The sequence below is a fragment of the Candidatus Eisenbacteria bacterium genome, from assembly GCA_035577985.1.
In the GTDB taxonomy this organism is placed as follows: domain Bacteria; phylum Desulfobacterota; class Binatia; order DP-6; family DP-6; genus DATJZY01.
Map to the genome: position 1 here is coordinate 1 of DATJZY010000161.1, position 19,713 is coordinate 19,713.

Annotated in this window: 12 protein-coding genes; 5 read left to right on the forward strand and 7 right to left on the reverse strand. The window is 70.6% G+C overall.

Going from position 1 to position 19,713, the window contains the following annotated elements:
• A partial coding sequence (locus tag VMS22_22960) for an AAA family ATPase (protein ID HXJ36907.1) occupies window positions 1-2,276 on the reverse strand: 2,276 nt, incomplete at its 3' end.
• A 145-nt stretch (window positions 2,277-2,421) separates the two neighbouring features.
• Here VMS22_22960 and VMS22_22965 point away from each other — a divergent pair.
• Window positions 2,422-2,895 carry a J domain-containing protein gene (locus tag VMS22_22965; protein ID HXJ36908.1) on the forward strand — a complete coding sequence of 158 codons (474 nt, stop codon included), beginning with the start codon at window positions 2,422-2,424 and terminating at the stop codon, window positions 2,893-2,895.
• A 9-nt stretch (window positions 2,896-2,904) separates the two neighbouring features.
• Window positions 2,905-4,392, forward strand: coding sequence for a glycosyltransferase family 39 protein (locus VMS22_22970; GenBank protein ID HXJ36909.1), 1,488 nt, complete (start codon window positions 2,905-2,907; stop codon window positions 4,390-4,392).
• On the opposite strand, the gene VMS22_22975 is transcribed toward VMS22_22970, so the two are convergent.
• The 5 genes from VMS22_22975 to VMS22_22995 all read right to left on the reverse strand — a co-directional run bounded on the left by VMS22_22975 (window position 4,383) and on the right by VMS22_22995 (window position 11,646).
• Window positions 4,383-5,246 carry a YihY/virulence factor BrkB family protein gene (locus VMS22_22975; GenBank protein ID HXJ36910.1) on the reverse strand — a complete coding sequence of 288 codons (864 nt, stop codon included), beginning with the start codon at window positions 5,244-5,246 and terminating at the stop codon, window positions 4,383-4,385. The two genes, VMS22_22970 and VMS22_22975, sit on opposite strands and share 10 nt — an antisense overlap.
• 7 nt (window positions 5,247-5,253) lie before the next feature.
• Window positions 5,254-8,952 carry a methionine synthase gene (gene metH / locus VMS22_22980; protein HXJ36911.1) on the reverse strand — a complete coding sequence of 1,233 codons (3,699 nt, stop codon included), beginning with the start codon at window positions 8,950-8,952 and terminating at the stop codon, window positions 5,254-5,256.
• Window positions 8,942-9,901, reverse strand: a complete 960-nt coding sequence (locus VMS22_22985) for a metalloregulator ArsR/SmtB family transcription factor (GenBank protein ID HXJ36912.1) — start codon at window positions 9,899-9,901, stop codon at window positions 8,942-8,944. Before VMS22_22985 ends, metH begins: the two co-directional genes overlap by 11 nt.
• 78 nt (window positions 9,902-9,979) lie before the next feature.
• On the reverse strand, window positions 9,980-10,984 hold the full coding sequence (locus tag VMS22_22990; protein ID HXJ36913.1) for a diiron oxygenase: 1,005 nt from the start codon (window positions 10,982-10,984) through the stop codon (window positions 9,980-9,982).
• A gap of 20 nt (window positions 10,985-11,004) precedes the next feature.
• Entirely contained in the window at window positions 11,005-11,646 is a 642-nt protein-coding gene (locus VMS22_22995; protein ID HXJ36914.1) for a TetR/AcrR family transcriptional regulator, read from the reverse strand.
• 160 nt (window positions 11,647-11,806) lie between these two features.
• Between VMS22_22995 and VMS22_23000 the strand changes: the two genes are divergently transcribed.
• Genes VMS22_23000 through VMS22_23010 form a run of 3 tightly spaced genes read left to right on the forward strand, consistent with a single transcriptional unit; the run spans window position 11,807 to window position 18,118 of the window.
• The gene (locus VMS22_23000; GenBank protein HXJ36915.1) at window positions 11,807-15,424 is read left to right on the forward strand and encodes a carboxypeptidase regulatory-like domain-containing protein; all 3,618 of its coding nucleotides are present in this window, start codon (window positions 11,807-11,809) and stop codon (window positions 15,422-15,424) included.
• On the forward strand, window positions 15,421-16,848 hold the full coding sequence (locus tag VMS22_23005) for a HEAT repeat domain-containing protein (GenBank protein HXJ36916.1): 1,428 nt from the start codon (window positions 15,421-15,423) through the stop codon (window positions 16,846-16,848). The genes VMS22_23000 and VMS22_23005 overlap by 4 nt, the downstream gene beginning before the upstream one ends.
• A gap of 31 nt (window positions 16,849-16,879) precedes the next feature.
• Window positions 16,880-18,118, forward strand: a complete 1,239-nt coding sequence (locus VMS22_23010; protein HXJ36917.1) for a TCR/Tet family MFS transporter — start codon at window positions 16,880-16,882, stop codon at window positions 18,116-18,118.
• Between the two features lie 133 nt (window positions 18,119-18,251).
• On the opposite strand, the gene VMS22_23015 is transcribed toward VMS22_23010, so the two are convergent.
• Window positions 18,252-19,379, reverse strand: coding sequence for an IS481 family transposase (locus VMS22_23015; protein HXJ36918.1), 1,128 nt, complete (start codon window positions 19,377-19,379; stop codon window positions 18,252-18,254).
• Between the last annotated feature and the right edge of the window lie 334 nt (window positions 19,380-19,713).

Consider the following 19,713-nt stretch of genomic DNA (forward strand, 5'->3'; position numbering starts at 1 on the left):
GTGCCGGCCGCGACGGCGCGCGTGTACGGGTGCCCGATCTCCTCGGCGCGCGCGAGCGTGCGCCGCGCGTGGGCGACGGCTTGCTCCGGATAGCCGAGGTAGACGAGCACGCGGTCGGCGAGGTGGAAGGACGCGATCTGGGGTGGATCGAAGGTGATGGGCCACGCGGCCGGCGGCGCCTCCGTCAGGGTCGCTTCGAAATGGCGGCGACCGCGCTCGAACTCGCCCCGATAGCAGCGCGAGATGCCGGCCGCGAGGTGCCCGACGCTGGCGAATACCGGCGCGACGCGCGCCCCCAGGTCGAGCGCACGCTCGGCGATCTCCGTCGCCGCGTCGAGGCCGCCGCGCATCAGCTCGAAGGTGAACAGGGCGAACAATGCGAACAGGTGGCTCGTCGTCTCGCCGACCTCCGTCAGCAGCGCGCGCACGCGGGCGCTCGACGCCTCCAGCTCCGGCGACGCGTTGCCGAACACGACGCCCAGCGACGGCGCCAGAACCATGCGCAGCATCAGCTCGCGCCGCGTACGGTCCTCGGACGGCGGCATCGTCTCGAGGAGTGCGAGCGCGCGCTCGATGTACGCGATCGCCTCGCGATCGGCGAAGCGCTTCTGCGCCACGTCCGCGGCTTGCCCCAGGTACTCGACGGCGCGTGCGCGGTCGCCGCTCTTGTCGAAGTGCGTGCCGAGCTCGGCCGCCACCGGCGCCGCGTCGGCGGCGTACGCACGTTCGAGCCGCTCGCCCACGAGCTGGTGCAGCCGCCTCCGCCGCGACGGCGGAATGCGCGCCGAGAGGACGTCCTGGTAGAGCGCGTGCCGGAACCCGTAGCGCGCGCCGGTCGTGCCGTCGGGCCATTCGCACTCGCCGAGGAACCGCAGCAGGCGTCCCTGGCGCACGAGGACGTCGCAGAGGTCCTCGACCGATTCGGTGCTCCCCTGGCCGATCGCCGCGCCGACCGCGGGCGCGGCGAACTCGGCGCCGACCACGCTGCCGGCCTCGAGCGCCGCGAGCGTCGGCCCGTCGAGCATCTCGAGCTGGCGTTCGACCATCTCGCGCAGCGTGTCCGGGATGCCGAGGTCGTCGAACGTGGCGGCCCCGTCGATCTCCCAGCGCCCGGCGGCGCGGGTGAGCACACCCTCGGCGACGACCTGATCGGCGACCGCGGTCATGAAGAGCGGGTTGCCGTCCGAGCGATCGTGGACGAACGCGACCAGCGCGTCCCTCACGGCCTGCGGCCCGAAACGGGCGACGAGATAGTCGTGGACGGCGTCGCGCGGCAGGGCCGAGAGCGTCGCCTCGCAGCACAGCCGGCGGCGCACGAGCTCCTGCCGGACACCGCGCAGCGGGTGGTCCGAGACGATCGCGTCGACCTGCCGATACGTCGCGAGCACGAGCAGGCGGGCGGGCGCCCGCCCGTGCGCGAGGGCCGCCAGGGCGTCGAGCGTCGCGCGATCGCTCCAGTGCAGATCCTCGACCACCAGCACGAGCGGCGCCTCGAGGGCCGTCGCTTCGACCCAGCTCGCGAACTCGCGCAGCATCCGGTCGCCGGTCGATCCCACGAGGCGCTGGCGGAGCGCGGCGGCCTCGTCGGCGTCGACGAGGGAAGGTAGCTGCGCGAGCCAGGTCGGAGCGTGCGCGCGAAGCGACGCGATCACGCCCGCGCGTGCCCCGCCGATCGCCAGCGCCTGGACGGCCTCCAGCAGCGGGCGGTACGGCTCGCCCGCGCCGACCACCTCGCGACACTCGCCGCGCGCGACGACGACGTCGGGGTCCGCCGTGGCGAGGCGGGCGAGGAACGCGTCGACCAGTGTCGTCTTGCCGATGCCGGCGTCGCCCGCAAGGAAGCCGACGACGCGCTCGCGCCGACGCGCCGAGGACAGCCAGTCGAGGAGCGTCCCCAACTCCCGGTCACGGCCGACCACGATCGCGCCCGCCGGGCCTCCAGCGTCCGTGCCGCGTCGGGACGGGCCGGCGGCCCCCGACCCGCCGCCGATGAAGCGATAGCCCCGGCCGTGCACCGTCTCGATGAACCGCGGAGCGGCAGGGTCATCGCCGAGGGCGCGGCGCAGCTCGCGGATCGAAAAACGCGGCATGTCCTCGGTGACCGCAGCGTCGGGCCACACGGCCGCGAGCAGATCGTCCTTGGTGACCAGAGCCCCTGGACGCTCCGCCAGGTGGCGCAGCGTTGCGAACGTCTTCGGCCGCAGGGCGATCGGCTCGTCGCCGCGCATGAGGCGACCGGCAACCAGGTCCAGGCGAAACGGGGGGAAGTGGATCACCGGCGGACGCTTCTTCTCACGAGCGTTCTTTCGCCGGCAAGAGCGTTGACAAGGATGCTCGGGGACGCAATGTGCTCCGAGCTTGCCCCAGGCATCCGCAGCGCGTCTCCTTCTCCGCCGTCTCCACCCCTGGCTCGGCCGGGCGGTGCATTCGCGCTGGCAGCGCCACCGCTCGTTCTACCAGCACGAGTCCGCGGCGCTCTTGACCGCCCTCGGCCGCGTGCACGGCAAGGTCCCGCACGATCTCGCGCTCCGGCTGGAGGGCTTCCTCGGCCACCTGCACAAGGAGTGGTTCCCCTCCGCCTGGCGGAAGAACCCCACCTACGCCGAGGTCGTCAGGGATCTGCGGTGGTGGCTGAAGATGGCCGAGGGCTGGTCCGAGCCGCGCCCGCGCGGGCGCGCGAAGGCATCCCCAAAGGGGCGCGTGCCGATCGGCAAGCGGGCCAAGCAGCCTGCGTCGCTGCTGAAGCTGCTGAAGCTTCCGGCCGACTGCACGCAGGAACGCTTCCTGGTGGCGTGGCGGCGCTTTCTCAAAGACAACCATCCGGACCACAACCCGGCGCAGACGCCGGAAGAACGACGGCGCTTCGCCGAGGCCGTCGCGCTCTGGCGGCGCTGACCGGGCCGCATGGCCGGAGCCCTCGCCGTCGCGACGCTCCTCTTCTACGTCGCGACGAGCCACGGCTACGGCTACTTCCGCGACGAGCTCTACTACCTCGCGTGCAACGCCCACCTTGCGGCAGGTTACGTCGATCATCCGCCGCTGCTCGAAGTGCTCCTGATTCCGGTCCGGGCCGTCCTCGGCGACGGGTTGCCGGCGATCCGCCTCCTGCCCGCCCTCGCGGCCGCGGCGACCGTCCTCGTGACGGCGCGCCTCGTCCGGCAGCTCGGCGGCGGGCGGGGCGCGCTCCTGACCGCGCTCGCCGGCGTCATGACGGCGCCGCTCTACGTCGGGATGTTCAGCATCCTCACGCCGAACGCGCTCGAGATGGTCTTCTGGGCGATCGCCCTCCTCCTGGTCGTGCGGATCCTCGATGGCGACTCGCCCCGGCTCTGGCTCGCGCTCGGCGCCGTGGTGGGGATCGGATTCCTCGACAAGCACGGCGTGGTGTTCCTCGTGATCGGGCTCGCCGCCGGCGTCGTCGCGACGCCGGCACGACGTCATCTCGCCACGCGGTGGCCGTGGCTCGGGCTCGCGATCGCCGCGGTGCTCGCCGCGCCGCACCTCGTCTGGCAGGCGATGCATGGCTGGCCGACGCTGGAGTTCACCGCCAACGCGCGCGCCCTGAAGAACCTGCCGCAATCGCCGCTCGGGTTCGTCGCCGAGCAGGTGATGGTGCTCGATCCCTTCGCCGCCCCGATCTGGATCGCCGGTCTCGTCTCGCTCTGGCGACGCGACGAGGGCCGCTACCGCGCGCTCGTGTGGGCCTACCTCGTGATCCTGGCGCTCATGATCGCCGGCCGCGGGAAGGCGTACTACATCGGTCCGTACTACCAGCTCCTGTTCGCCGCGGGCGGCGCCGCGTTCGAGCGCGCGGCCCAACACCGGCGGCTGGCCTACGTGGTGCCCGTCGCCGCGACGGTCGCCGGCGTGGCGGGCATGCCGATGGCGAAGCCGCTCCTTGCGGCGGAGCGTCTCGTCGCCTACCAGCGCGCGATCGGACTCGATCCGCGGCTCGGGAGCGGCGAGCGCAACGAGCTGGGCGTCCTCCCCCAGCACTTCGCCGACCAGTTCGGATGGCCGGAGCTCGCGGCCCGCGTCGCCGAGGTCCACCGCGGGCTCCCACCCGACGAGCGTGCGCGCGCGTGCATCTATGCGTCGAACTACGGCGAGGCGGGGGCGATCGACTTCTTCGGCCCCGCCCTCGGGCTGCCCCACGCGATCAGCGGGCACAATACCTATTGGTGGTGGGGGCCGCACGACTGCGACTTCTCGACGGTCATCGTGCTCGGTCTCACGCCCGCCGACTTGCGGGGCATCTCCCGCTCGGTCGAGGTCGCCGCCGAGATCGACTGCCCGTACTGCATGCCGTTCGAGCGGCGGCCGATCCTGATCGCGCGCGGCCCGCTCCTCCCGCCGGACGAGATCTGGCGCCGCGTGCGGTTCTATCTCTGATCCGCGCGCCGCTCGTCGAGGTACGCGTTCAGCTCGCCGCCGAGCAAAAGAAACGTCGCGAGCAGGTAGAGCCAGAAGAGCAGGATGATCGGCGCGCCGAGCGATCCGTACGTCTTGTCGTAGCTGCCGAAGCGCGCGACCCACACCGAGAACCCCGCCGACGCGACGCCGAAGCCGACCGTGAACACGACCACGCCCGGCGACAACCACTGCCACGGCTGCTCTTCGACGTCCGGGCACACGTAGTAGATGGTCGCGGTGACCAGCGTCACGAGCGCGAGCGAGATCACCCAGTTGAAGGCGATGGTCGCGACGCCGCCCGCCGGGCCGAGGTAGCTTCCGACGAGCGTCGCGAGCGGTCCGGCGAAGAGCGTCAGCACGAACGCGAGCACCATGAAGAACGAGAGCGCGATCGTGAGCCACAGGGCTTCGAGCCGCGCCTTCCACCACGCGCGCCGGGTGGTGACGCCGTAGGCGACGTTGAGGCAGTCCATCACGCTCGAGAAGCCGGACGACGAGCTCCACAGCGCGAGCACGACGCCGATCGAGACGAGCCCGCTGCGCCGTGTGGAGAGCACGCCGCGGATGATCCCCTCGACCATCTTGAACGCCTCCTGCGGAACGTAGTCGGCCGCGCTCTTGAGGAGCCAGTCCGTGAGCCCCTCGACGCCGGGCACGAGCGTCACGACCGCCACCAGGAAGAGGATGAACGGGAAGAACGCGAGCAGGAAGTAGAACGCGAGGCCCGCCGCCAGCCCCGGCATGCGGTGGCGGGAGAACCGCTCCCCGAGCGCCCCCAGGAACGCGAGCGGTCGTCGCAGCTCCCGCCCGAGTGCCGCCCACCGCCCGATCATCGGGCGCTCACGCCGCAGCCGACGACCGCGGGTCGTAGCCGAGGTTCGGCGCGAGCCAGCGCTCGATCTCGGCCACCGACACGCCACGGCGCCGGGCGTACGACTCGATCTGGTCGCGGCCGACGCGACCGACGCTGAAGTAGCGCGCGTCGGAATGCGCGAGGTAGAGCCCGCTGACGCTCGCGGCCGGCAGCATGGCGCCGTGCTCGGTGAGCGTGATCCCGACCTCCGGCGCCCGCAGCAGCGCAAAGAGGTCCCGCTTCTCGTCGTGATCCGGGCACGCCGGATATCCGAAGGCCGGACGGATCCCGCGGTACGCTTCGCGCAGGAGCGCCTCGTGCGACAGCTTCGCTCCCGTCTCGTAGCCCCACTCGCGCCGCGCGCGCTCGTGGAGCAGCTCGGCGAACGCTTCGGCGAGGCGATCGGCGAGCGCCTTCACGATGATCGCCGAGTAGTCGTCGCGGGCGGCTTCGAAACGCTTGGCGAGCGTGTCGGCGCCGACCCCCGCGGTCACGGCGAAGGCCCCGACGTAGTCCCGCACGCCGCTCGCGCGCGGCGCGACGTAGTCGGCGAGCGACAGGTACGGCTGCGCGTTCGTCCGTTCGGATTGCTGCCGAAGCATCGGGAAGCGCTGGGCCTCGATCGTGCGGGATTCGTCCGCGTAGAGGACGATGTCGTCGCCGTCGCTCTGCGCCGGCCAGAACCCGTAGACGCCCCGCGCGGTGAGGAGCCGATCGCGCAGGATCTCGTCCAGGAGCTTACGCGCGTTCTGGTAGAGATCGCGCGCCGTCTCGCCGTAGACGGGATCGTCCAGGACCTGCGGGAACTTCCCGGGCAGCTCCCACGCCGTGAAGAAGAACCGCCAGTCGATGTACGGCACCAGCTCGGCCAGCGGGAACGGATCGAGGACCTGCCGTCCGAGCACCGCCGGCACGGGGATGTCGGTCTGGCGCCAGGTGAACGCCGGCCGCCGCGCGGTCGCCTCGGCGTAGGGTGCGATGGGACGGGCGGCCTTGGCCGCGTGCACGTCGCGGATGCGGGACTGCTCGCTGCGGTTGTCGGCATCGAACTCCCGCCGCTTGCGGGCGTCGAGCAGCGAAGCCACGACGCCGACGGCACGCGACGCGTCGAGGACGTGCACGGTCGTGCCGGGGAACGCCGGCGCGATCTTGACCGCCGTGTGCTCGCGGCTGGTCGTGGCGCCGCCGATCAGGAGCGGCAGGTCGAGGCCGCGACGCGCCATCTCGCTCGCGACGTGTACCATCTCGTCGAGCGACGGCGTGATGAGGCCGGACAGGCCGACGAGGTTCGCGCCCTCGGCGACGGCCGTGTCGAGGATCTTGTCGCACGGCACCATGACACCCAGGTCGACGACCTCGTAGCTGTTGCAGCCGAGCACGACGCCGACGATGTTCTTGCCGATGTCGTGGACGTCGCCCTTGACGGTCGCCATGACGATCTTGCCCTGCGCGCGGGCGCCGGTCTTCGCCTTCTCGGCCTCCATGAAGGGCTCGAGCCAGGCGACCGCCTTCTTCATGGCACGCGCGCTCTTCACGACCTGCGGCAGGAACATCTTGCCCGATCCGAAGAGGTCGCCGACGACCTTCATGCCGTCCATGAGCGGCCCTTCGATGACGTCGAGCGGCTTCGGGTACTTCGCGCGCGCCTCCTCGGCGTCGGCGTCGATGAAGTCGACGACGCCGTGCACGAGGGCGTGCTTCAAGCGCTCCTCGACCGAGGCCTCGCGCCAGGCGAGGTCCTGCTCCTTCTTCTTGCCGCCGCCCTTGACGCGCCCGGCGTACTCGACCAAGCGCTCGGTCGCGTCCGGACGGCGGTTGAAGAGCACGTCCTCGACGTAGCCGAGCAGCTCCTTCGGGATGTCCTCGTAGACGACGAGCTGCCCGGCGTTGACGATCCCCATGTCGAGCCCGGCCGCGATGGCGTGGTAGAGGAAGGCCGAGTTCATCGCCTCGCGCACGACGTTGTTGCCGCGGAACGCGAAGGACAGGTTCGAGATGCCGCCGCTCACCTTGGCGCCCGGGCAGCGCTGCTTGATGATCCGCGTCGCCTCGATGAAGGCGCGCGCGTACTCGGCGTGCTCCTCGAGGCCCGTCGCCACGGCCAGCACGTTCGGGTCGAAGACGATGTCGACCGGATCGAACCCGATCCGCTGGGTGAGGAGGCGGTAGGCGCGCTCGCAGATCTCGACCTTGCGGTCGACCGTGTCGGCCTGCCCCGTCTCGTCGAACGCCATCACGACGACGGCGGCGCCGTAGCGCTGCACCTTGCGCGCCTTGTCGAGGAACTCCGCCTCCCCTTCCTTCAGGCTGATCGAGTTGACGACGCACTTGCCCTGCACGCACTTGAGCCCGGCCTCGATGACGGACCACTTCGAGCTGTCGACCAGCACGGGCACGCGCGCGATCTCCGGCTCGGTCGCAATGAGATTCAGGAACGTCGTCATGGCGCGGACGCCGTCGAGCATGCCCTCGTCGACGTTGACGTCGATCAGGTTGGCACCGCTGCGGACCTGGTCGGCGGCGACCTGCGCCGCCGACGCCCAGTCGCCCTGCTTCACGAGCCCCGCGAACTTGGCCGAGCCGGTGACGTTCGTCCGCTCGCCGATCATCAGGAAGTTCGAGTCGGGGCGGATCGTGAGGGGCTCGAGGCCGCTCCAGTGCGCGAGCCCGTCGGGTGCGGGCGGGCGCCGCGGCGGCAGCGTCTTCACCGCGGCGGCGATGGCACGGATGTGATCGGGCGTCGTGCCGCAGCATCCGCCGACGATGTTGACGAGGTTCGATTCGGCGAACTCGCGCAGCAGCGCGCTCGTGGTCTCGGCCAGCTCGTCGTAGCCGCCGAACGCGTTCGGCAAGCCGGCGTTCGGATAGCAGCTCACGTAGTGCGGCGTCACGGCGGCGAGCTCGGCCAGGAACGGGCGCATCTCGCGCGCGCCGAGCGCGCAGTTGATGCCCACCGCGAGCGGCTGCGCATGCGCGATCGAGGCGTGGAAGGCTTCGACGGTCTGACCGGAGAGCGTGCGCCCGCTGCGGTCCGTGATCGTGACCGAGATGACGAGCGGAAGCCGCACGCCGCGGCGCTCCTGCTCCTCGGCGATCGCGACCAGCGCCGCCTTCGCGTTGAGCGTGTCGAAGATCGTCTCGACGAGGAGGATGTCCGCCCCGCCGTCGAGGAGCCCCCGCACCTGCGTCGCATAGGCGTCGCGGACCTGATCGAAGGTGACCGTGCGCAGCGTCGCGTCGTTCACGTCAGGCGAGATCGAGAGCGTGCGGTTCGTCGGCCCCAGGGCGCCGGCGACGAAGCGCGGCTGCTCGGGCGTGCGCGCCGTCCAGCGCGCCGCGGCCTCGCGGGCGAGCCGGGCCGCCTCGACGTTCAGCTCGTAGACGACGTCCTCGAGGCCGTAGTCGGCCTGTGCGATCGCCGTCGCGCTGAAGGTGCTGGTCTCGATGATGTCGCTGCCGGCGTCGAGGTACGCCTCGTGGATTTCGCTGATGACCTCGGGCCGCGTGAGGACGAGGATGTCGTTGTTGCCCTGGAGGTCGCGCGGGTGATCGCGGAAGCGCGTCCCGCGGAAGGCGGCCTCGTCCAGGCGATGGCGCTGCACCATCGTCCCCATGGCGCCGTCGAGGACGAGGATGCGCGCGCGCAGGAGCGCCTCCAACCGGGCGGTCGTCGGGTCAGTGGACATGCGATGCTCCATTGCCCTCGGGCTTGTGGGCGAACGCGGTGATGACGCTGAGCTGCGGCTCGCGTCGCTCGCGCGACGTCACCTCGCACAGGTCGACGGCGAGCCCCGCCTTCTGCAGCAGGCGCCGGAGCGCCGGGGTCCGAAAGCCGCGATGCACGTGGCCGTAGTGGGCGGCGACGGCGGCGTGCGGATGCTCGTCGAGCGTGACCAGCGTGAGCAACCCGCCCGGTCGCAGGACGCGGGCGACGTCGGCGAGGGCGGCACCGGGTCGCTCGGCGTACGTGAGGACGTTCAGCAGCAGCACCTGGTCGAACGATCCGGCCGGCGCGGGGATCTCGTGCAGGTCGCCGTGCAGGAAACGGACGTTCGGCGTGCGGGCGAGCCGCGCCCGCGCCGCGGCCAGCATGCGCTCGCTGCGATCGAGCAGGGTGTAGCTCCGGGCGCGCGACGCGAGCAGCTGTGCGACGGTGCCGTCGCCGGAGCCGGCGTCGAGCGCGTCGCCCAGACGCACCAGGCCGATGAAGGCGCGCGCGAGCGCATCCCACGTCCGGCCGGGCGAATAGTGTCGCTCCATCTCGCCTGCCAGGGCGTCGGGCCAGGGAGCATCCCGCTCGCGCGCCTGTAGGAGGGCGTCGCACCGTTCGCGGTCGGTTCGCAGCGACGCGTCGGACACCTGCTCGGCGAGCAGCGTCCACACGCGCCGCAGGTCCTCGGGCATCGATCCGTCGTTGAGGGAGTAGACGGTGGAGCTGCCCTGGCGCTGGTCCCGGACCACGCCCGCTTCCTTCAGGCGTCCGAGGTGGGTCGAAACCCGCGACTGCGGAAGCCGCGTGATGCCGGTCAGGTCGGCGACGGTGAGCGAGTGGTGCGCGAGCAGGGCCACCAGCCGCACGCGCGTGGGGTCGCCGAAGAGGTGGAGCGCATCGATGGCGGCCGAGAGAGAACTCATCAGGGTATCCTGATGAACAGATCAACCACCTTCCGGGGCCCCAGTCAAGCCGGGCCCCTCCCCCCGGTCGGCCGCGGCTCAGGCGACGGCGGTGCCCGGCTCCCAGATCCCGAGCATCCGCCACAGCCGTCGCGACGAGGGCGTCACGACGCCCACCTCGGTCAGGAGGTCGCGGATCTTGCGAATCGCGGCGAACGTCCCGGCGCGGTGCGCGGGATTGGCCGTGTAGGCCGCCCGGATGACGTCCTTCGGGATCGCGTAGGTCCGGATGATGTCCGCCGACGGCCGGAGCATGAGCTGCGCCATGACCGCGAGGATGAACGGCGCGCGGCGCGAGAGCACGAAGCGGCGGAACCATCCGAGCTTCTCGACGTTCTGCCGCAGGTAGTGGCGCGCGAAGCAGAGGTGGCGCGCCTCCTCGGTGACGTGGATTTGCATGATGCGCCGCAGGAGCGGATGCATCGAGCGCCCGCTCTTGAGCGCCATGCGCTGCACGTGATCGATCGGGTCCTCGCCGGCGAGGACGAACACGAAGAACAGCGCGGGGAACGTCCGTGCGAATCGGATCACCTGACGCGCGCCGAGGCGCTGCCACCAGACGAGGCCGGCGATGTCGAACCCGGTGCGGTTCACGAACTCCTGGAACATGAGCGAGTGCTGCGCCTCCTCGATGACCTCGTGGTAGGCGTAACGGAACTCGGGGGATCCGTTCGGCAGCTTCGCGCCGAACTCGAGGAGGCCGCGCTTCAGCACGCTCTCGAACTCGACGCCGATCTTCATGAACGTCGCGAAGAGGTGGAGCCCGATACGCGACCGCACGCCGGCGGGCTGTGACTGGTACCAGGTGGTCGCGCCGAGCGCGTCGTCGGCGGGCAGCTCCCACCGGGGATCGTCCGGATCGATGCGGTAGGCCGGGTCGTCCCACGGGATGTCGGCGTACGCGTCGAAGTGCTTCACCACCGACTGATGCGAGAGGCGGGCGATCAGCGCCTCATACGATTCACGCCGTCGGGGCGTCGAGGATCGCTCCTCCTCCGGAACTTCGTAGCGCTCGCTCAGCAGCGCGCCGCTGGTGGTCGACATGGTGTCCTCTCCTCTCTTGTTCATTCGGACGCGGGCGCGCCCGTCGGCATCACCATCCGGGCAAGCGCCTTCAAGGCCACCAGGACGGCCTCGTGCGCGGTCGTATCGCGCGCGTTGAGGCGTTCGACCGCGAGCCCGTCCAGCAACGCGAACGCGAAGCGCGGCGCCACGCCATAGAACGGATTCGGCTCCGCCGGCTCCGGGAAGAGCTCCCGGAACGTCGTCGCGACGATGCCCTCGAGGCGCTCGGTCAGCTCCTGGACCGGCTCCTTCAGCTCGGGATCCGTCCGCGCCGCGACCACGAGCTCGAGCCAGACGTAGAACGTCGGGCCCGAGACCATGGACCAGAGGATGTCTATGGCGGTCTCGCAGGGATCGCTGCCCGCCGGCCGCGCCGCGAAGGCGCGCAGGAACTCCTCGCGACGGCGCTCGAAGAGGCGCTCGATCGCGCTCGTGACCAGCTCCGCCTTGGTCGGGAAGTGGTGGAGCTGGGCGCCCCGTGACAACCCCGCGCGGCGCGCGATCTCGGGCGTGCTGGTGCGCGCGTAGCCGAGGTCGTGCAGGCATTCGATGGCCGCATCGAGCAGGCGCCAGCGCGTCGTCGCGCTGCGCTCGGCCTGGGTTCGCCGCTCCTTGGACACGACGCTCGCGACCGCAGCCATGGCTCATGGATACGCGGCCATAAACAAACAGTCAAGCCTGAACGTAAAAATCCCGCGTCTGCACGGTGACTTTTTCGTTGACCCGTTCGAATCGGGCTGCGTAAGGTACGGCCCCGGGGGGCACATCCGCCCGACCGCAGACGGCGAGGAGGATCGATACATGCGGACCGCTTCAGCGTGGCGACGGGGCCACGCCGCAATTCTTGGTGCGCTCACGTTCGCCCTGGCGGCCACCCAGGCATGGGGAGCCTGCGCCGGCGGGGCCTGCTCGGCCCCGGGCGCCGGTCCGCTGCAGACCGACTGCGTCGTCGAGTACGACGGCGTCACCCCGAACAACCCGGCGACCCGGCCGCGCAACGTCGTCTGCACCGACGGCGACCCCGCCTGCGACGCCGATGCCACCCCGAACGGCACCTGCCGCTTCGATCTGACGATCTGCCTCAACAACCCCGATCCGCGCTTTCCCGCCTGTACGCCGACCGACGTCGCGAGCTTCGTCGTGCGGAACCGGGCGCCCTCCAGTCCGAAGTTCGACACGCGTCTGGCCGCCCTCGAGGCCAGCGTCAGCGCCCTCGGCCTGCCGAACGCCGGCAACGTCTGCACGGCGGTCCAGCAGTTCAAGGTCGACCTCGTGGTTCGCGACGGGAAGTACCGTCCGGGCAAGAACAAGATCAGGTCGAAGGCCCTCACCTCGAGCGGCGTGAAGGACGCCGATCGCATCAAGTTCCAGTGCCTGCCCTCCGCCGCCGCACCGGCGCCGGGCGCCAGCTTCGCGCGCGCCGAGGTCGTCACGCAGCCCGCGTCGCTCATCGGCGGGGCGCTCTCGCGCGGGCGTCTGGGTGACCTGCGCATCTACAACGAGAAGATCCAGGTCGTGATCCAGCAGCCCGGACGCGCCCTGTTCGGGATCGGCGTGTACGGCGGCAACATCGTCGATGCCGATCGCTATCACGCCGACGGCGTCGAGCGGGACAACTTCGAGGAGTGGTCGCCCGGCATCAACATCGAGAACACGGCGAACTACACGAGCGTCGTCGTGCTGAACGACGGCACCGACGGCAACCCCGCGGTCATCCGGGCCACCGGCCCCGACGACCTGCTCGACTTCGTGAACGGCAGCTCGGTCGTCGCCGGGTTCGGCTTCATCTTCCCGCCCTCGGCCGACGATCGCGACCTGCCGATCGACATCCAGACCGACTACACGCTCGCGCCCGGTGCGGAGTACGTGAAGGTCGACACGACCGTCACGAACCTCGGCGCCACGCAGCTCGACATCTTCTTCGCGGACTACTTGAACGGCTCGGGCCAGGTGGAGCTGTTCCAGCCCACGATCGGCTTCGGTGAGCCGCTGGTCACCAACCGCGACGGCGCCGGCGCGTACCTACCGTGCACGGCCGGCACGTGCGACCCGCAGGACTTCGTCGCCTACAGCGGTGAGGATGGCGCCGCCGGCGTGTCCTACGGCTATATCCACGGCATCAACGCGAGCTCCTCGTTCACCACGAGCGGCGTGACCGTTCCCCTGCTCGGACAGGAAGCGGTGACGGCGCTGATCGGCATCGCGACGCCGAACTTCTCCATGGCCGCCAGCGGGAACGCCGGCGATGCCATCACGATCACGCGCTACTTCGCGGTCGGCGACGGCTCCGTCGCGTCGATCGCCCAGATCCGCAACCAGATCCTCGGGATCGCGACCGGAACGGTCAGCGGGACCGTGACCGACGGTGGCGGCGGCGTCGCCGACGCCGACATCGCGATCACCGCCGCCGTGGTCAACGGTTTCCTCGGCGGTCCCACTCGCAACGTCGTGAATCACACGCGCACCGCGGCCGACGGGAGCTACAGCCTGACGCTGCCGCCCGGAAACTATACCGTCCAGGCGAACAAGGACGGCCGCCTCGCCCCGAACCCCGGCCCGACGGCGATCACGGTCGCGGCCAGCTCGACGGTCACGCAGAACTTCACGGTCGGCGATGCGAGCAGGATCCGCGTCCACGTGACCGACGAGAACAACAGCCCGATCGCGGCCAAGGTCCAGCTCGTCGGCTTCGACCCGTCGCCGGATCCGCGCAACTTCCAGAACATCTTCGGTCTCATCCAGAACAACACCGGGGTCTTCGGCGAGGAGTTCGAGGACGGCCTCGTGCAAGGCATCGCCAACGTGACGTTCGCCGACAAGAACGGCGACACGGGTGACTTCCCGATCGAGCCCGGTACGTATCAGCTCGCCGTCTCGCACGGCGGACGGTACTCGGCCTCCGTGCAGAACGTCACGATCACGGCGGGCGCCACCACGACGGTGAACGCACAGATCGCCAAGGTGGTGCCGACGCCGGGCTACATCATCGGCGACTTCCACGTCCACGGCATCAGCAGCCCGGACAGCGAGGTCACGATGACCGAGCGCGTCGCGACGCAGCTCGCCGAGGGCACGGACTTCTTCACGCCGTCGGAGCACGACATCCGCGTCGACTACCGCCCGACCGTCGAGGCCATGGGCGTCCAAAACCTCATCGCGACCGCCATCAGCGCGGAGATCACGACCTTCGACTACGGACACTTCAACAGCTGGCCGGTCACCATCGACCCGACCAAGGTGAACGGCGGCTCGGTCGACTGGGGTCGCGCCGGCGTCGCCCCCGGCATGGACTTCCCGTCGCTCGGCAGCTTCACCCTGTCGCCGCAGGAGATCTACGCGGCCGCGCACGCGGACCCGAAGGCGAACCTGATCCAGATCAACCACATGCGGAGCCACTTCAACCGTGACGGACTCGACATCGACACGGCCGAAGCGGGCACCGGTCCGCCGACGTCGCACACGGTCGGCGCCACCCGGCGCCTGGACCCGTCGATCACGAACTACTTCGACGCCGGCTTCGACACTCTCGAGGTGTGGATCGGCACCGACGGGCGCACCGGCGACCAGACGCACTTCGTCGGCGAGAACCTCGGCGACTGGATCAACATGCTGAACCAGGGGATCCTCGCGAGCGGCGTCGCCGACTCCGATACCCACCAGCGCCGCACGACGCAGATCAACGCCCGCACCTACGTGGCGTCGACCGTGACCGACCCGGCCCTCCTGTGGAACGAGGACGAGAACCTCGCGCAGAGCGTCGTCATCGGGCACGCGACGGGGACGAACGCTCCCTTCCTGCGGGTGTCCGCGACGACCCCGCTCGGGACCGCCGGGCTCGGCGCGGCGGACAACACGATGATCGCCACCAACGACGGGAGCGCGACGGTCGACGTCACGGTGGACAGCCCAGTCTGGGCACCGTTCGACAAGATCGAGTTCTACGTCAACAACGCGCCGCAGGCGTACGACAACGACAACAACGTCAACACCCGGCCGCTGTACCGCGTGATCCCGAATGCCACCCAGAACGTGGTGCCGACGCTCGTGAACGACTACCCGTCGATCGCGGGCGCGCAGCACTACCACGCGACGGCGCAGCTCGCCCTCTCCGGCCTCACGCAGGACACGTGGGTCATCGTGCTGGTCCGCGGCACCGACAACGTGTCGCAGCCGCTCTTCCCGGTGATCCCGAACTCGCTGGTCGCGAAGGCGTGCGCGAACAACCCGTGCAAGTCGTGCAACACCAACGCCGACTGCCCGTCGTCGACGTGCAGCGTGCTGAACCAGACGCTGTCGGACGTGACGGACGGCAACATGAACCAGTGCGGCGTCCTCGCCCTCGCGTTCTCGAACCCGCTCTTCATCGACGTCAACCAGAACAGCCAGTACGATCCGCCCGGAGTGATGCTCACGCCGTGAGCCCGCGTCCGGTCGTGTCAGGTCTCGCAGCTGCGGGCGCCCGCCGGGCGCCCGCAGCGTTTGCGGGGCTCGCCCTCGTCCTCGTCGCGTCCAGCGCAGGGGCCCACGGCCCCCTCCGGCGCCAGCCGGTCACCAAGCCCCCCGCCGGCGTCGAGATTCCGCCCGGGCCGGCCCTCGATCCGACGGTGCTCCAGGGCTCGAAGGCCGCCCCGTCCGGCGCCGTGCCCACCACGGGCGTCGTCCCGTTGCGCTCGCTCGGAGCCGAGAGCACGGCGGTCGTCGAAGCGGTCGTGCTCAAGACCACGCCCTTCGACGACGACAAGCTGCGCGTCTACCAGGTGCGCGTCGAGCGGACGCTCCACGGCACGCTCGAAGGCGACGAGGTCGATCTGGTGGAGATCCGCGGCGCCGCCTCCCGGCCCGGCTTCGTCGCGGACGGCGAGCGCGCGATCCTGGTGCTGCGCACCGCGCCGCGGCTCTCGTACCTGACGCAACAGCTCCCCGCCGGCACGTACTATTCGCCCTCGGGAGGACGCGACGGCGTCATCCCGATCACGTCGGACGCCGAGCGCGACGCCGTCGCGCGCGCGCTCGACGAGGGCTTTCGCATCTCCACGCTGACCGACGAGACGGAGAACCGCCGGGCGCGGCGGGCGCTCGCGTTCGAGGAGCTGGGAAGCATGGTGCCGCGCCTCGCCGCCGACGCGCTGGTCGAGCTGCGACGTCTGGATCCGCTCGCGCCCCTCTCCCACGACGAGCTCGGCGCGCTTGAACGCACGTTCGCGGCCAAGAGCATTCCGCCGGCCACGCGGGTGGGCCTGGCCCAGCTCGTCGCGCAACGCGGGCTCACCGATGCCGTCCCGGCCCTGCGCGCCGCGCTGCTCGACACGCCCGAGGTGTTCGACGCCGTCTTCGCGGCACGGACCCGCCTGGGCGCCCCGCCCGATCGCGCCGAGCTCGCGAGCTACCTCACCGCGAAGGATCCGGCCGTCCGTGCCAGCGCGATCCGCGCGCTGGCGGAGCTGAAGGAACCGGCCGTCGGCGAGATCGGTCGCTATGCGACGAGCGATCCCGACCTCGAGGTGCGCGTCGCCGCCATCGAGGCGCTCGGCGCGACGCAGCAGCCGGCGGCTCTCCCGACGCTGTCGCAGACGTTCGGAACCTCCCAGCGCGAGATCCGCCAGGCGTCCGGGCGCGCGATCCTCGCCATCGGCGGCGATCCGGCGAGCCAGGCCCTCATCAACCTGGCCCTCCACGGCGAGGATGCGGACACGCGGTCCTATGCGGCCTTGCTCCTCATGGTCTCGAACGGGCGCGACTCGGCACCGGTGCAGCGCCTGCTCGCCTCGAACCCGAGCAGCGAGGTGCGCAACGTGATAGAGCACGGCCTCCGCTGGACCCACTCCCACCAGCACGACGAGTAGGCGTGAGACCGACACCCCCTGGGGCGACCCGATGACCGAGCCGTCGCCCTCCAGCGCGCGGGGCGCCGCGCTCGCGTTCATCATCGTCACGGTGGTGCTCGACTCGCTCGCGCTGGGCGTGATCATCCCGGTGCTGCCGAAGCTCGTCGTCGAGTTCGAGGGCGGCGACACGGCGCGTGCGGCCGAGATCTTCGGCGTCTTCGGAACGGTGTGGGCGCTCATGCAGTTCGTGTTCTCGCCGGTGCTGGGCGCGCTCTCCGACCGGTTCGGACGGCGGACCGTGATCCTGGTGTCGAACTTCGGCCTGGGCCTCGACTACGTCCTCATGGCCCTCGCGCCCTCGCTCGGCTGGCTGTTCGTCGGGCGCGTCATCTCCGGCATCACGGCGGCGAGCTTCGGAACCGCCGGGGCCTACATCGCCGACGTGACGCCGCCCGAAACGCGGGCGCGCGGCTTCGGGATGATCGGCGCCGGCTTCGGCCTCGGGTTCGTGCTCGGGCCCGCGCTGGGCGGTCTCTTGGGCGGCATGGGCCCTCGCGTGCCCTTCTGGATCGCCGCGGTGCTGAGCCTCGCCAACGCGACCTACGGCTTCTTCGTGCTGCCCGAGTCGCTCCCGCCTTCGCGGCGTGCGCCCTTCTCGTGGCAGCGCGCGAACCCCGTCGGCTCGCTGACGCTGCTGCGCTCACGGCGCCAGCTGCTCGGGCTTTCGACCGTCATGTTCCTGCGCAACATCGCGCACGACGTGCTGCCGAGCACGTTCGTCCTGTACACCGGCTACCGCTACGGCTGGGATACGCGCACGATCGGTCTCACGATGGCCGTCATGGGCGTCTGCGGGATGATCGTGTCGGCCGGCCTCGTGCAGCCCGTCGTGACACGGTTCGGCGAGCGGCGCGTCCTCCTCGCGGGGCTCGGGTTCGGCACCGCCGCCTTCGCAGTGTACGGGCTCGCGCCGACGGGTCTGCTGGCGCTCGCCGCCGTGCCGTTGCAAGCGCTGTGGAGCCTCGACGCCCCCGCCGCGCAGGGGCTCATGACGCGCGTCATGGACCCGTCCGAGCAGGGCCAGCTGCAGGGCGCGCAGAGCAGCCTGCGCGGCATCGGCGGCATGATCGCGCCGGGACTGTTCACGCAGACCTTCGCCCGGGCGATCGACACGCACGGGACGTGGCACGTGCCGGGCGCACCGTTCCTGCTCGCGGCGGCGCTGCTCGGGAGCGCGCTCGTGCTGGCGTCGCGCGTGACCCGCCGCACGGTGCACGCCGGGCGCTAGAACACCGACCCAAGACTGCGTCTTGGGTCGGGAGAACCGAGAGTGTGGCGTCCGTGGCACGCACGATCGGCATGCCGCCTGCAACCGGGAACATGGGTAACAGAGTTGACCGGGAACATGGGTGACACGCTGTTCAGGGGTGGATGGTGTAGTCCCGTTCATCGACGTGCCCGAGGCGTACGTGGCAGAAGTGAATCGACCACACGCCATCGGCGATTTCCTCGAGGCCGATGGGCTCGTCCTGCAGCGCCTTGGCGATGAACAGGAGGCGACGCTTCTTGAAGAAGATGGTGCCGGCGCTGGTGACGCGCTTGACGATGAAGTGCCCGGGGTAGCACACGGGCGGAAGGACCCCGGAGTAGGACCGCGGCGACGGGGAGTAGAGGGCGGCGGGGGGCTGCCCGGCGAGCGATTCGTGTGGCCGCTCGTCGTTGTAGAGGCGGCGGAACGCATTGAAGGCACGCTGCTGGGCGGCGCAGTGGGTGCGCGGGGGGCGAGTAGCTTCCTGCTTGAGCGTGCGGTGCATGCGCTCATGGGCACCGTTCTGATCGGGCCGCGCCGGCCAGATGCGTTGATGCTGGATGCCCAGCCGCAGCCACCACACGTTGAGCCGGGACAACCCGTGAAGGCCGGTGCTGGCGAAGGGCGCGCCGTTGTCGGTGCGGATGGCGCGTGGGATGCCGTACTCGCGAAAGAGGCGGTCGAAGACTGGGCGCACCCCGGTGCCGCGGACCGAACGCAGGCCGTGACACGCGAGCAGGTAGCGCGTGTGTTGATCGGCCACCGTCAGCGGATAGCAGTAGAGGCTATCGCGGGTGCGGAAGTGGCCTTTGAAGTCCGCGGTCCAGAGATCATTGGGCGCGGTGGTCGTGGGCGGGACGACGCCCGGATGCGCATGGCGCCGCCGCCGCCGGCGTTTCTTGACGAGCCCGTGCCGGGCAAGGAGATCGCCCGCGGTACTGATGGCCGGGCGCACGAACTGCGGATCGCGGCGCGCCAACCAGTCGAGCAGCTTCCGTGGGCCCCACGTCGGATGCGCGCGCCGGGCGGCACAGATCCGGTCCGCCCACTCGGGCGCAATGCGATGCGGACAGTGATGCGGCGCGCGCGACCGATCGCCGAGGCCGCGGCGCCCCTCCTCCTGGAAGCGAGCGAGCCACTTGTAGCCCGTCTTGCGACTGATGCCGTAGCGCGCACACAGCTCGGTGACCGGGAACACGGCCACGCGCACCTCGCGCAGGAACCGTTCACGTTGCTCCATCGCGTCCGTCTCCAACCAGGGCATCGACCAACCTCCGTTGGTCGTGCACCGTACCGGGTGTCACCCATGTTGCCGGTTTAAGGTGTCACCCATGTACCCGGTTTGTACCCCGCGGCCAGCGAAGCTGGCGCGGCAGAGCAGGTACGCACGACCAGCCGCCGCAGTCATCGCGAGAGGGTCTCATGCCGGCGCGACCCCGAGCGCGACCAGGCGGCGCAGGTTGCAGGCGGCCGCGACCAAGTTCCGTTCCTGTACGCATACGTGAGCGCCCCATCGTTCCCGACCCTCCTGACTAGAGGTCAGCGCGACGAGCAGGAAGCCCGTCAGGGCTGCA

Excerpts from the sequence above, each read along its gene's own strand:
- VMS22_22970 (HXJ36909.1), top strand. The coding sequence starts at position 2,905 with ATGGCCGGAGCCCTCGCCGTCGCGACGCTCCTCTTCTACGTCGCGACG.
- VMS22_22975 (HXJ36910.1), bottom strand. The coding sequence starts at position 5,246 with ATGATCGGGCGGTGGGCGGCACTCGGGCGGGAGCTGCGACGACCGCTC.
- metH (HXJ36911.1), bottom strand. The coding sequence starts at position 8,952 with ATGTCCACTGACCCGACGACCGCCCGGTTGGAGGCGCTCCTGCGCGCG.
- VMS22_22985 (HXJ36912.1), bottom strand. The coding sequence starts at position 9,901 with ATGAGTTCTCTCTCGGCCGCCATCGATGCGCTCCACCTCTTCGGCGAC.
- VMS22_22990 (HXJ36913.1), bottom strand. The coding sequence starts at position 10,984 with ATGTCGACCACCAGCGGCGCGCTGCTGAGCGAGCGCTACGAAGTTCCG.
- VMS22_22995 (HXJ36914.1), bottom strand. The coding sequence starts at position 11,646 with ATGGCTGCGGTCGCGAGCGTCGTGTCCAAGGAGCGGCGAACCCAGGCC.
- VMS22_23000 (HXJ36915.1), top strand. The coding sequence starts at position 11,807 with ATGCGGACCGCTTCAGCGTGGCGACGGGGCCACGCCGCAATTCTTGGT.
- VMS22_23010 (HXJ36917.1), top strand. The coding sequence starts at position 16,880 with ATGACCGAGCCGTCGCCCTCCAGCGCGCGGGGCGCCGCGCTCGCGTTC.
- VMS22_23015 (HXJ36918.1), bottom strand. The coding sequence starts at position 19,379 with ATGGAGCAACGTGAACGGTTCCTGCGCGAGGTGCGCGTGGCCGTGTTC.